This is a genomic window from Candidatus Marsarchaeota archaeon (genome assembly GCA_023473665.1).
Taxonomy (GTDB): domain Archaea; phylum Micrarchaeota; class Micrarchaeia; order Micrarchaeales; family Micrarchaeaceae; genus JAMCYM01.
Genome location: JAMCYM010000003.1, coordinates 173,542 through 186,058, shown reverse-complemented (window position 1 = coordinate 186,058; position 12,517 = coordinate 173,542). Strand labels below are relative to the sequence as shown.

Annotated in this window: 12 protein-coding genes; 2 read left to right on the top strand and 10 right to left on the bottom strand. The window is 53.5% G+C overall.

Annotated elements, in window-relative coordinates:
* Window positions 1-3: 3 nt before the first annotated feature.
* The 10 genes from M1158_03825 to M1158_03780 all read right to left on the bottom strand — a co-directional run bounded on the left by M1158_03825 (window position 4) and on the right by M1158_03780 (window position 11,138).
* Window positions 4-831 carry a hypothetical protein gene (locus tag M1158_03825; protein ID MCL5100215.1) on the bottom strand — a complete coding sequence of 276 codons (828 nt, stop codon included), beginning with the start codon at window positions 829-831 and terminating at the stop codon, window positions 4-6.
* A complete protein-coding gene (locus tag M1158_03820) occupies window positions 832-1,650 on the bottom strand; it encodes a hypothetical protein (GenBank protein MCL5100214.1) in 819 nt (272 codons plus the stop codon).
* Window positions 1,651-1,737: 87 nt separating this feature from the next.
* Window positions 1,738-2,898, bottom strand: coding sequence for a hypothetical protein (locus M1158_03815; protein MCL5100213.1), 1,161 nt, complete (start codon window positions 2,896-2,898; stop codon window positions 1,738-1,740).
* Window positions 2,899-2,905: 7 nt separating this feature from the next.
* The gene (locus M1158_03810; protein MCL5100212.1) at window positions 2,906-4,516 is read right to left on the bottom strand and encodes a hypothetical protein; all 1,611 of its coding nucleotides are present in this window, start codon (window positions 4,514-4,516) and stop codon (window positions 2,906-2,908) included.
* An 8-nt stretch (window positions 4,517-4,524) separates the two neighbouring features.
* Window positions 4,525-5,625, bottom strand: coding sequence for a hypothetical protein (locus M1158_03805; GenBank protein MCL5100211.1), 1,101 nt, complete (start codon window positions 5,623-5,625; stop codon window positions 4,525-4,527).
* Between the two features lie 5 nt (window positions 5,626-5,630).
* Window positions 5,631-7,085, bottom strand: coding sequence for a hypothetical protein (locus tag M1158_03800; protein ID MCL5100210.1), 1,455 nt, complete (start codon window positions 7,083-7,085; stop codon window positions 5,631-5,633).
* 8 nt (window positions 7,086-7,093) lie between these two features.
* Window positions 7,094-8,257 (bottom strand): hypothetical protein, encoded by a 1,164-nt coding sequence (locus M1158_03795; protein MCL5100209.1) that lies wholly within the window; start codon window positions 8,255-8,257, stop codon window positions 7,094-7,096.
* Window positions 8,258-8,266: 9 nt separating this feature from the next.
* Window positions 8,267-9,859 (bottom strand): hypothetical protein, encoded by a 1,593-nt coding sequence (locus tag M1158_03790; protein ID MCL5100208.1) that lies wholly within the window; start codon window positions 9,857-9,859, stop codon window positions 8,267-8,269.
* A gap of 42 nt (window positions 9,860-9,901) precedes the next feature.
* Window positions 9,902-10,633, bottom strand: a complete 732-nt coding sequence (locus M1158_03785) for a hypothetical protein (protein ID MCL5100207.1) — start codon at window positions 10,631-10,633, stop codon at window positions 9,902-9,904.
* Between the two features lie 91 nt (window positions 10,634-10,724).
* Window positions 10,725-11,138, bottom strand: a complete 414-nt coding sequence (locus tag M1158_03780) for a hypothetical protein (GenBank protein ID MCL5100206.1) — start codon at window positions 11,136-11,138, stop codon at window positions 10,725-10,727.
* 173 nt (window positions 11,139-11,311) lie between these two features.
* Here M1158_03780 and M1158_03775 point away from each other — a divergent pair, with 173 nt between their 5' ends.
* Both M1158_03775 and M1158_03770 read left to right on the top strand, forming a co-directional pair.
* On the top strand, window positions 11,312-11,788 hold the full coding sequence (locus M1158_03775; GenBank protein MCL5100205.1) for a toll/interleukin-1 receptor domain-containing protein: 477 nt from the start codon (window positions 11,312-11,314) through the stop codon (window positions 11,786-11,788).
* A gap of 371 nt (window positions 11,789-12,159) precedes the next feature.
* Complete coding sequence (locus M1158_03770; protein MCL5100204.1) at window positions 12,160-12,429, top strand: hypothetical protein; 270 nt, start codon at window positions 12,160-12,162, stop codon at window positions 12,427-12,429.
* Window positions 12,430-12,517: the final 88 nt, after the last annotated feature.

The following is a 12,517-nucleotide window of genomic DNA, read 5'->3' as shown; positions in this document are numbered from 1 at the left end:
GTGTCACATCTGCTGGTCGAACGCCGCTGCTATGTCGGCGAACGTGTTCGGCATCGAGAAGTTGTACCCGAACAGGGTGTACAGCTCCCTGCCCACTATCCTGCTGAGCTGCACGTCTAGCGAGCTCAGTGCGATCTGCAATTGTTTTATCTGGGCATCCAGCGCGTCGGTAGCAGCCTTTTCCGTTATGCCGACGGCCGTAGTCTCGGCGTACATAAGCGTAGCTATTGGCTTCTCGCCCTGTGAAATCCTGTCCATCTTCGCTTGCTCTATGTTGACGCGCCGCTGCAAATCCGTAACCGTGACCTCGTTGGCGCCGCTCTGGAGGGCCCTCGACAGCTGGAACTCCTGGAACGAGCGCCGGCCTTCTATCTCATCGCGCACCTTCTGCACGTCCATGCCGCACGAGAGCACGTGGAACTTGTAAGGGAAGCCGAGGCTCATGACAGCCTTTTCCCACATCTCTGGCGCGCTGGCGAGGCGCGTCTCGTCTTCCTCTGGCGCTGTCTCCTCCTTGAACGTGTAGGCGAACAGGTTGGCTGTGACATAGCCCGTCGCGTAGAACAGGCCGGTGAAGTTCTTTATTATGGCGTTCTGGCCCTTCGTTATGGTGTAGTTCCTTGCCGGCTGGAATGTCATTCCAAGTATTGAAGTGATGGCTGGCACGAGCAGGAAGTCAGCCCAGTTCATTGCAAGCATGAAGACTAGCGCGATGGCCACGAGCGCGAGCCCTATTATCGTGTATATGCCGTGGAACGAGGTGAGCGCGGCGAAGGCCAGCACTATTATCAGCAGGGAAAAGATGAGATAGATAACGCCTTCCTCGTCCATTTACACCACCTGCTCCTCAAGGCCCTTGCTCATCTGCTCGGTCATTGTCGAGAAGGGTATGAGCGCCTCCGGCTCTATGAACTTAAGTATGTTCTCGCCCGTTATCAGGCTTGGCGATACGCCGAACACAGAGCCTATGCCTGACATGAGCTCGCGCGCCTTCTGCTGCGCTGCGCTTATCGCCTCATATTCCTTGCTGCCTGTAGCCGATATGCTGGCATAAGACGCCATCTCGAACGATGTGCCCTTGGATATGCTGTCCAGCATGTTGCGGAGCATGGCGAGCTTGCCCCTGACGCGCTCAAGCGATGACGCCGGCGCGTTCTTGAACGTAAGGTCGGCCTGCTCGTTCTCCGTGGCGCTTATCGTGTCGCGCAGAGTCTGTATGTACGAGTCCTTGTTCATGACGTAAATCTCGGTGGTGAAGCGCACCGGGTCGCGGCTCACGCCTATGAGCCTGCTGACCTGCCTGGAGAATTCCAGCCTCTCCGAGTCGGACATCTCGGTGGACGACCTGTAGAGCGGTATAAGCACGTACACTGTGGCGACTATGTCGTCGCCGGATTTGTGGAGTATCGAATCCGCTGTGCTCGATATCCAGTATGCATCCTCGCTGCTGAGCACCACGTGCTTCTTCATCTTCAGCAGAGGCTTGAACATGTAAATGTAGTACCTTGACGAGAAGCCTGCCGCGTCGAGGATAAGTGCCACTGCGAGCATGACTATCTTCGCATACTGCGGCAGCGGAATGCTGACTGAAGCGGCAAGCACGAGCGCCGACGCGAGGAAGAACGCTATCATGACATAGAGCTTATTCATTGGGGTTACCCGGCCATTTTGGCATGCCCTTAGGTAGTTTGCACGTTCCGTTTTTTATACATTGTGATTATGGGAGCCCGTCGCAGCTCATATGAAGCCGCGCATGCGCCCGCCCATCCTGCTCGCGCCGCCTATGAGATCTGCTATTTGCACCACGAACGCGTACGTGACCGCCACAATCAGGCTTGGATAGAACAGTATAAGGAGCCAGAAGCTGCTCATCGAGGACTGCACCTCCTGTATCGCGGTTACTTCGGGGCTCGAGGCCGATATGGTTGTCTGGAAGTTGCTTGGTGAAGCTGCAAAGCGCTGCAACTGCACCGAGGCGCCGTAAAGCGCCGATGTGACAGATGGGGAAGTGAAATAGTATGCTACGGAGAACAGCGTCGGCATTATAAAGTAGAAGCCCATGGCCAGCGCGATCATCATGCCGCCAAGGGCGCGCGTCGGTATGAGCATGCGCAGCACTATTCCTGGGATTAGGAATGCAGGTATGGCCGCTACAGCGAAGAACACTATGAGGTAGTATTCGGCGTAGAGGGCCAGTATGCCGTCGTTCACGAAGCCAGATATCGTGGCGATGGGCTCTACTACCAGTATGTCGAGCGGAAGTTGCACAGCCTTGACTACGGGACTGATGATGGCCCCTGAAATAGGGAGCGCTGGTACAACCACATTAACATCAATCGACGAGATGTAGAACCAGAAGTAGTACGTGTCGTACATCGCGGTATACACGCTTTCCGCTGACCCTATCGTATTGGTTATCAGGTAGAGCGATGTGGCATACGGGTTTATCGGCCCTATTATCATGGATGGCAATAGGCCGAACATCACCGCGCTTACATACAGGAATATGCCGACTATTATCATGCTGGCGACTGCCTCGTACATCTCGCCTATTCCGAAGTTCCTGAGCCTGTCGTTCTTCAGGCCTGTGCCCACCGCGAATATCGAGGCCGCGATGAGCATCGCTATCAGCACGACGATTATAGCGATAGGCAGGTCACCCTTCCAGGCATTGTAGACCTGGGTGTTTATCGGGCAGTACCACGGGGCGCTGGCGTTTATGTTCTGCGCAATCGACGGTGTAAGCAGCCCGCAGCCAGTCGCGCTGCTCGTGGCGGGAGATGGGCCGGGTAGGGGGCCGGACGCTATTTTGGCACTTGCATATGGTGCAGATAGGAGCACAATGAGCACAGTAGCTGCCACAAAAGCAGCAATCAATGCAGCGTACTTCTTGTCCATCGCACCACTATATGAAACTTGTCATCATGCTCATGAAGTCTATCCTCTCGCCTATCGCTTTCGAGAAGTCAACTATAAAAGCATCTACTATTATGAAGTTCAGGAATGGAATGAAAGTAAGGCCAGTAATCAGGTAACCGAGCTTCATGAAGAACGCCGACAGGCCGGCAGGTATGGAGCTCGTGAAAACAATGCCTATGATCAGCTGTACAGCATTAGATATGTCAACCGCAAGGTTGGCAGAAGCGAGCTGCGGGTCTATGAAGCCGTACGTCAGGGTTACCAGCAACGGATATATAAGCCCAACGCCAAGCCCTATGGCTATCATCGCCCCGCCGAAGGTGCGCGTGAACCCGAAGGTGCGCGCCACTATCCCTATGGTAACGAAGAGAGAGAGGAACAGCAACGAGCTCGAGAGCAGTATCACCTGCACCTGATTGAGCACCAGGGCGGTCAGCAGCGCCGACGCCGCAATGCTGATGATGCCTGCCGTGCCCCCAGGCACCAGGCTGTCAAGCGCGGTGCTTACCCCAACGTTCGGATATTGCGGTATGTGGAAGTCAATGCCTATGCCGGGACTGAAGCCTATTATGAAGCCCGACACTATGAACGTGGAGAGGTAGCCGTACGTTGCGTTGGTGAACACGCCGATGTCGCACTGCGAGAGGGTGAATATGGTGTTTATGTCAGGCGCAGCGCATGCGCCCGGCAGAAGGCCAACGCTTGCATATGCATGCTGCGGGTTCAGGAAGAACATGTATGACAGGGCTGCGAACGCCAGCAGCATAACCACTGACAGCACAGCCTCGTATATCTGCAGGCGCGCCCAGCCCTTCGCGTTCTGGCTGGCTATCAAGCCGCTCAGGGCGTACACAAGCGCAGCTATCGATATTATGAGAAGCGTGGCTATCAGCGCTATGCCGTACCAGTCCATCGGATTGAACGGCAGCTTGGTCGAGTAGGCAGCGCCTGTGCCTGCAGTTGCATAGACGACAAGCGCAGTTGATTTCGAATAGCCGGTAACGGTGTCAATCGACGTGATGTTGTAGCTGCCCGCTGCGGCGTCAGGAATCGTATATGATACGACTCCAGTGCCAGCACCGAACAGCTGGCTGTTGATCTCCAGCTCATCGAAATCTGTGCTCGGGTTACCGGTAGTTTGTATTAGCACGTCGGTTCCCTGCGCAGCAGGGTTGGGGGTGATGGAAAGCGATGGCAGTGCCGGCGTGCTTTGGACGGCCGCGCCGCTCACAACGAGCGTTATGGCGTTTGAAGCTCCGGTGGATATGTCGCGGCCCGCAATCGTGTAGCTTCCGTACGGCGGCCCTGCCGTAAGCGTCGTTACTATAGAGCCAGTTCCGGATTTCAGTATCTGCGGCGACGACGCGCCGGGAGCGGTCTCGAGCAGTTCGATGCCGTCGGTAGGGCTGCTGGCTATTGCCTGTATGGCAACAGTCTGGCCTGTCGAGGCTGGATTAGGATAGACTATCAGGGATGGCGGGACCTGCGCGTATGAGAACTGGAGGACCAGCAGCGCGGTTACGAGCACTGCCATTACCAATGCAGTGTGGCGCGCGCCGCGTGGCTCGGAAGTGCGCGCTGCAATCCGCCTTGGCATGTAAGCGTTCATATCAATCCCTTCAGCGAATTTTTAGTCGACAGGCTCGGCGCCCCGAGGAAGTCACCCATCGTTTCCGCAAAATCGAACGCTATGATGAGGCTCAGCCCAAGCGCCAGCACCGTGTAGAATGACGGCTCAAGCACGTTCTGCACGAACAGGGATATGAAGTACTCTGCCGTAACCGATTGCACCCCTGAATTGGCGAGCGAGCCGAGCGGATTGAACGGGCTGAACTGACTGATAAGCTGGCTGACCGCGACACTGGAGCTCGCTGACGACACCGACGCCAGGGCAACGCTGTTTACAGATAGCGCGAAGTAGAGCAGGAGCGGGAACAGAACGTAAAATCCGAGGAACATGCCAAGGAAGGCGCCGCCGGCAGCACGCGTCCAAGGTATTGTCCTGAGCACTATGCCGAGGTAGAGGAAGATCGGGAACACTGAATAGATTACTGAAAGGAAGAAGACAATGCCGAGGCCGAACGCGATGAGAGCGCCGGTAACAGACATGAGCACATTAAGCAATCCGACAAGCGTCTTGTATCCGGCAAGCGGTTTGAACGAAACGCCAAACAAGTCGGGCTCCAGCTGGACCTCCAGGTTGCCGAGAAGGTCGGTGAGGTCGTAGGTTGCGCCTATCCCTATAAGCGGGTATATAAGATTTAACGATACGTCGGTGAGCCTTGTGCAGTCGCCGTAGAATATGCTGGTCCCGCTGAACGCCGTGCCCGCTATATGCAGCACGCTTGTCTGCCCTGACGCCGCGCTGTTCGATACTGAAACCGTGCCCAGGAATATCAGCACTATGAGCAGGGTTATGAATACTTCACCGATCTCGGTCTTGCTGAACCTAGAAAGCGTGTCTATCCTGAGGGCAGAGCCCAGTGCGTACAAGATGCCTGCGACCGTGACCATGATCAATATCAGTATGAGCGCTATAGGCAGGAGGCTGTCCAGAGCAGAACTGTGTGACAGTATAGTGGGTGCGCCCGATATGGCGGTATTGCACAGGCTTGTTGCGCTGACGGCACCTGCGCCGGGCAGCAGAGCTACCATTACAAGGAGCGCCGAGAAGGCGCCGATTGCTATGTGGGCTTTTGCGTCCATGCGGTTCACACAAGCCTGGAGAGCCCGGCGAGCGACGTGTCACCCCCGAGCACACCTGAAAGTCCTATGATGCCGGTCAGCACCACCAGTACATTTATAATCGGCAGGAAGTACGCCGCGATTCCATCGACGCCATACACCCTCATGAGGTCGTATAGCAGGTTGAGCGACTGGTCGCGGTTGCAGTCGATCGGCGCGTCGAGGAACGACGGTATAGAGTTCGGCGAGGCTCCCCTGATTATCGCAATTACCTGCGTGCCGGGTATCAGGAAGTAAGCAATGACGGCCGTCTCCGCGTCCGTCAGCTTACCCTGGTATGGCCAGCAGCTGTCATGCTGCGCCACATTTGATATGCGCGGCAGCACATAAAAGTTCGTGAGGTATGGGGTTTCATTAGACGGATCTGCGCTTGCAGGGATGAATGTAAGGCTTGACGTGAAGATGTCGTTGAAGCCGTATGCGGCAGGCGTGCTGTTCTGCGCAAACGTGTACGGTGCGCCAGACTGCTGCGAATTGTACCCCATCAGGCTGGCAAGACCGCTACCCATGGCGATGTATTCTATCGAGAAGATGGCCGGATAGAAGAGTATGCCGCCGATGGCGAACGCTATAAGCAGGCCTCCCAGCCTGCGCGTCAGGAACACAGCCCTCAATATTATGCCGCCGAACAGCAGGAACGGCCACGCATAAAGGAATATGGCCGTGATGGTGAGCTGGGCCATGAAGGATTCGACCGCAGTTATCATGAGCGTGCCTAGGGCGCCGAAGCCATCATATACCATCTTAAGGCCTGCGAACGGGGTTATGCTGAACTGTATTGTCAGGTCTGGCGGAGCCACAGGTACGATGCACTGTATCGGGACGGGTTCGCCGGCTGCTATGCATATGTTGACCGTGGGCTTCATTGTGGACAGGAATCCAAGCCAGCTGTCGACGAGGAAGGCATCGTTCAGCTGCATCGCCGTCTGGTTGGTAAGGTTTGCTATCACTATGCCTGTGGCCGCAAGCGGATAGTCTATCATGCCGGTGAACGTTGGCGGTTTAGCCTGCGCCTGGCTGGCGACCGAGCATAGGCCCGGGAAGGCACCAGAGCTGACGAGCAGTGAGGTCGATGAGGAGAGCGCGTCAAGCTGTGAATTGGCATGCAGGCCGTTGCATAGGTTTGTTATTGTAGAGGCGTTGAGCAAGGTATACGCGTTGGCGACAGAGAAGAACATGTAGCCTACTACGATGAGCAGCGCAAGTATCGCAATGACCATGATGCCTGTTCCGATAAGTTGGTATCCTTCGCTGCGCGCCGCAGCCTTGACCGTGTTGTTGTTCAGCAACGAGCCTATCATGTACCATGCCCCGACCAGCACCGCGTCTATCAGCAAAGCGAGGGCCACGAGCGGCATGAGCATCGACTTCACCGAACTGTATGAGGTTATCGCGAGCATCGATGCGATCATTGGTAGCATTGTTACACCTACAAGTTGCTCCAGAAGTTCGCTGCACCTTCTATGCCGGAGTCAAGGGCCCTGGCGAGCCCCATCGCGAAACCTATCGTTATTGAAATGTTGACCGCGAAGAGCACCACTGCTATGAATATGAATTGGGCTATCTGTGTTATCAGCGTGCGCAGCTGCGCCATCATTACTGTGGGCCAGAGGCTTGAGAGGTAAGTGCCTGCGGAACTGCCAAGGAAGTTGTTGAGAACGCTCAGGGGCACCGAGACCGGGCCCAGCGTTACCTCGCCCGACAGTGGAAGATTCGAGAACAGGCTTGAAGAAAGCGACCCAAGCGCATACGTGCTGCCCAGGCAGTTGGTGCACGCGTATTCGGGATTTGCGGGGCTGAAGATCCAGGACACTGCGTAGCTGTCGAAAGCTATAGTGAGCGGGTAGATTATGTAGAGCGCAACGGCTATGGCCAGCACTGCGTTGGCGGTGGAACGCAGGCGCCCGCCCGCAAACGAGAGCGAGCGCAGCGCTATCGCCACAGGCAGCAGCACCACGAATGCTGTGTATTGTATTATTGGAAGTGCCAGGTACTGCAGGAACAGCATGCCGATGGTGAGCGTGACGAGAGGCGCCAGCACCGCAAAGAAGTCATCCGCCACGATGCCGTAAGTTATGCCTGCATCATAACCGAACGTGGAGTTGACATTGAAGATTGGTGTAGATATTGTAGTCAAGCTTGGCAAGTCAATCTGGCTGCCCAATGCATGGAAGATGCGTGCGTCTATCGAATATGTTATGCCCAGGGAGTATATTGTAGTGAGAAGCCGCAGGCCGGTGTTGAGCGCGAGGTTGCCTACGTAATAGTCTGCAAACCCGAACGGAGACAGGCCTGACGGAACACCGGCACCCGGTATCAGGCTGCGCGCCATGAATGCGCTGGCATTGCACGCGATCTGCGATGTCGCGAGGAGCGCGGCTATGATGATTATGCTGATCAGCAGCTGCGGTATCTCAGCCCTCGCGGCCTCGCTTACCTTGCCCCTTGTTGAGCCAGGCAGGAACTTGCCGAGCATGTACACGATGGCCAGCACCATGAACGATATCAGTATTACCAGGTAGTTTATGCCGAGAAACCCGGTCACGTAGCTGCCGCCGCCCCCGAACGCGCAGGTGCTGGCTATCAACGTCATTCAATCAACTCATGCAACTTTGAACTTTCCTATGCCCAGCTTCAGGCTGCCGCCGAGCATGCGCGCTATTGCGTCGCCCACTGCAAACGTTATCACTATGTCGAATATCAGCAGTATGAACTGTATCACGAGCGGGAACACATAGCCGAGTATCAGGTTCAGCGAGGGGAAGATGCTTGCCGTAGGCAGCACGGTATGCCACCCCGCCACAAAGCCGTAGGCGCCGTAGGTGCCCCCGGTAAAGACAGACAGCACGGTTGCATCTATGTTTACATTGGTGCAGAGCGTTAGATCTAGGAAGCCGCCGACTATGTTGAGGCCTACGTTGTTAGTGTTGGTGGCGAAATTGCACGCTAGGCTGGCGGGGGTTGGGGCGAAGCTTGGTAAGTAGTTCGATATAGGCAGGTTGAACATCAGGAGCAACGCCGGGAACACAAGCGCTATCGAGATGCCGATGGCCAGCATTGTGCCGCCTATGCCGCGCAGGAACGGTATTGCGCGCAGCACGATTCCGAGCGGCACGAAGAACGTCAGTCCCAGCAGGGCGAACTCGACCAGCTTGTCATACAGCAGCTGAAATATTACGATAAGCGGTATGACGACAACGCCTAGGACATCCTTCACGAACGACGATCCAGGTAGTGAGAGGTCTGACTCAACGTAGCTGGACTTGAACAGGGTGTACTCGCCGCCGAATTGCACCGAGCCGACGAACGGTATCGGCAGGTACGGTATCCAGTACTCGGCAGTGAAGCTCTTGGCGAAAGATATGCCCTCCGTTAGCCCGAATATGGCCGAGAATGCGTTGTTCGCATTTGAGAGCTGCGGGCCAAGGTAGCTGCCCAGGTCGGCGCTGTAGACGCCTGCCAGGTTGGCCGAGGCATAGGCGCTCAGCGTGCTGGAGCTTCCTGAAATCGGCTGATTGCCAGTGAACGCGTATGCCACTGCGCTGAGCACCGCAAGCACAGCGAAGATCGACATCACCATAAGCACGCTCTTTGTCACCTCCCAGAGCTCGGTCTTATACCAATTCTTGAAGCCGCTCACGTTCAGCACCTCGCCTATCATGAAGGCGAGACCTACGAGCAGGAACGAGAGCATCAGCCCTATGAGCGTTATCGGAATTGAACTGGTTATGCATGAAACCGCGTCGCGCATGGGGAATGCGCCTGCGGCCGAACCAGGCAACGTTGATATAGTGGTTGAGTTGGACGTGCTGCTGCTGGCAAGGTACATCGCAGATTCGGATGTGCCTATGTAGAAGTTTATCTGCGTCGTGCCGGACGGTATTGGAGAGGTTATTGTCAGTTCGGATTCCGATATCTGGCCCGTGCCGTGAATCGTGCCTGACTGCACCGTAGTATATGCCGTGACTACTTCGCTCACCATCGACGGCGAGGAGGTCGAGCCCGTTGTGTATGCAAGGTAATACTCGCCGGCAGACAGCCCGCCGGACGTCGAGTACGACGATGTAACCGAAGGCTCGGGCGCTATGTTCCCAAAGAGGGGGCAGAACGGCACCGGCAGCGACTGGGCGCCTGCGCTCGGCATTAGAATGAAGAGAAGCGCAGCAAGCGCAATGACCGGCGCGACCTGTTTCATCGATAGGAATTAGCATGAATGAATTTATAAATGCGCACAGGCTCAGCGCTTAAGCATTGCAAAGCGCTTCATGTACATCTCGCTCTGCACGACAACCAGGAACGGCAGCACGAATAATGAGTCTATGATGAGCACGACATACCTTGAGAGCAGGGTGCCGCTCGCTGCCACGAATATGAGGTCGACAACGCTCAGGAGCACTATAGCTATGACGAGCCATAGCAGGAAGTAATCGAAGCGCCTGGCGAAGAACGCGACGCTGGCGCGCAGCGCCCTCGCTATCCTTCGGTCGTCTATTACTATAGATGCGGGAGCGTAGAAGAACAACGGCGTAAGCAGCAGGCCCGCTATTGCAGTGATAATGCCGGAGTATCTCGAGCCGTACGTCGCGGCATTCACGACCATAAGTATGAACGTGAAGAGCAGCAGCACTATGAAGACGCGGCCTGTGTAGGTCTCGAGGCCGCGCATGACCTCCTGCGTCACGCGGGTGCGGGTCCTGCTGTGCTTCACTATGACATTTATTGCGACAATCGCGAAGCTAAGGAATATCAGCGAGAAGAGCACCGATATGACCACCACCGCTATGTCGATCAGGTTGAGATTCAGGTAGATGCTTGCAGTGCGCAGGAATATGGCGCCGAGGTCGCTGTATGTTGGGAAGGAAGCAAACACAGGTATAAGAAAAGCGATTATGAAAGCGAGCGAGAAGGCGAGGATAAGCCTTAGGTGCTTCGTGTAGGTTTCTGCAGCATACTTGAGCACGTTTGTCAATCGATCACCAGTCAGCGCTAAGCTTCAATGCTCAGCAAAGGAATAAAAGGCATGCGCAGCGCCTATTGCCTAGAATATCGGCACGTTGACTTTACGTGACACCGCCGCAGGCATAGGCATAGAATGCCCCTGTGGAGGTGAAGCCCTGCCCAGTTATAGCGCCAAGTATTGGCCCTGCGAGCATCGATATCACAACGCCAATTATGCCGCCGAATATCATACCCATCCCGTAGCCCTGCAGCGTGCCCTTGCTTTGGCCTGGCATGATGTGCCCTATGGCGTACATGACCGCACCTACCAGCAGCAGCACAAGGCCCAGTATGAACACGCCCGTATGCACTGCCCCATAAAGCTGGCAGAGTGGTTTTGCTATTGTAGAATTAGTAATGTTGAGGGTTACGCTTGTGCCTGCAGTCAGCAGGGAAGCGAACGAGCCGAATATCATAAGCAAGTAAAGCAATTTCAGCGTCCTGCCAAACAAAAGCTTAAGTCCCAGCGAGTTCATGGTACCACGTTAGTCTGCCTAACGTTTATTGTAGTATTTCATTTATATATCTTTCGAATAGGCTTAGGCTTTGGACTTTGCCTGCTGCGCCTCTGGCGCATGGGCAGCATGCGGCTTTGTTGAAATAGTCTGACTTTATCAACATTTTTATTACTTTATCAACAAATAAACATATGGCATATAGTGTTTTTATAAGTCATAGCACGAAGGATGCTATATCAGCATCAGCTATTGCGGATTATATCAGGAAGATACCAAATTTAGATGCATTTCTTTCTGAGGAAACTGTGATAGCTGGCAACCTGAGCGAAAGACTCGTTTCACAAATCAAAGGTTGCGATCTCTTCATGGTGTTATACGATACAAATTCGCATAGCTCTCAATATGTTCAGAATGAAATAGGTGCTGCCATAACAGAGAAGAAATCAATACTTGTCTTAGCTTTGGATGCTACCAAACCAGCAGCGATGTTGCAGGGATACGCATATTTCCCGCTATATGACTCTTCTCCTTCTAATAGCATCTCAAAGGTTTACGAGTATGTGGAAAAACAAGCAAAAGGAAAAGCCGATAGTGCAGCGCTCTTGACACTTCTTGCATTCTTGGGAGGGTTAGGATTAGGTTACTTCTTATTTGGCGGAAAGAAATAACGGCTGTATCCCCAATTAAAAATGGAAATAACGCCTATCTTCTTTTTTATATCGGTGCATTAATTAGAATTAAGTCGTGGAGATATCATTATGGTAGAAAATTGTCTATGAAGAGACTAAATAGCATTGAATTAGAACTACCAGTAACCGAAGACAATAAAATAGATACCAAAACCATAGAAGCTATAGTCAAAAGCGTATATGGTTGGGATATAGTTCAAAAACATATAATGGGTTAATCATTCTAATTTATTAGCAGAATTGGATTTATTAGCAAAGCCGAGACAGTAGCTAATCTTATATAGCGAACAGTCTTTCGCATTTTCGTAAACTTATAACTATTTAAGGATATTCTCAGTAAAGATTAGACTATGGAGAAACAGAAAGCTGTGCTTTTTGCTATTATTATCGTAGCAGAACTTGCGTCTGCTGATGTAACCGTAAGTGAGATATTCTCTCATTTTGTTGGTGTTCAAACATTAGCACCGAATATAATAGCTAATACTACAACCCAAAATTATTACCTTGTACAGAGCAGTATGAATTTGGGTTCGACAGTTTTGATAGTTTTTGCTGTCTTAATATTTCTCTTTTATGTAGGTAAGAAGGCTTTTGAGATTCTGATGGAAGGTAGCAAATAATTAATGAATTACTGGGATACTTGAGGGATACCCAAAGTATATGAAAGTAGCGTTAAATGTAATCGAAGTCTTTAGCTGAGTCGAACTT

Bases quoted from the DNA above. Each gene is read 5' to 3' on its own strand.
- M1158_03825 (MCL5100215.1), bottom strand. From the start codon at position 831: ATGGACGAGGAAGGCGTTATCTATCTCATCTTTTCCCTGCTGATAATA.
- M1158_03820 (MCL5100214.1), bottom strand. From the start codon at position 1,650: ATGAATAAGCTCTATGTCATGATAGCGTTCTTCCTCGCGTCGGCGCTC.
- M1158_03815 (MCL5100213.1), bottom strand. From the start codon at position 2,898: ATGGACAAGAAGTACGCTGCATTGATTGCTGCTTTTGTGGCAGCTACT.
- M1158_03810 (MCL5100212.1), bottom strand. From the start codon at position 4,516: ATGCCAAGGCGGATTGCAGCGCGCACTTCCGAGCCACGCGGCGCGCGC.
- M1158_03805 (MCL5100211.1), bottom strand. From the start codon at position 5,625: ATGGACGCAAAAGCCCACATAGCAATCGGCGCCTTCTCGGCGCTCCTT.
- M1158_03800 (MCL5100210.1), bottom strand. From the start codon at position 7,085: ATGCTACCAATGATCGCATCGATGCTCGCGATAACCTCATACAGTTCG.
- M1158_03795 (MCL5100209.1), bottom strand. From the start codon at position 8,257: ATGACGTTGATAGCCAGCACCTGCGCGTTCGGGGGCGGCGGCAGCTAC.
- M1158_03790 (MCL5100208.1), bottom strand. From the start codon at position 9,859: ATGAAACAGGTCGCGCCGGTCATTGCGCTTGCTGCGCTTCTCTTCATT.
- M1158_03780 (MCL5100206.1), bottom strand. From the start codon at position 11,138: ATGAACTCGCTGGGACTTAAGCTTTTGTTTGGCAGGACGCTGAAATTG.
- M1158_03775 (MCL5100205.1), top strand. From the start codon at position 11,312: ATGGCATATAGTGTTTTTATAAGTCATAGCACGAAGGATGCTATATCA.
- M1158_03770 (MCL5100204.1), top strand. From the start codon at position 12,160: ATGGAGAAACAGAAAGCTGTGCTTTTTGCTATTATTATCGTAGCAGAA.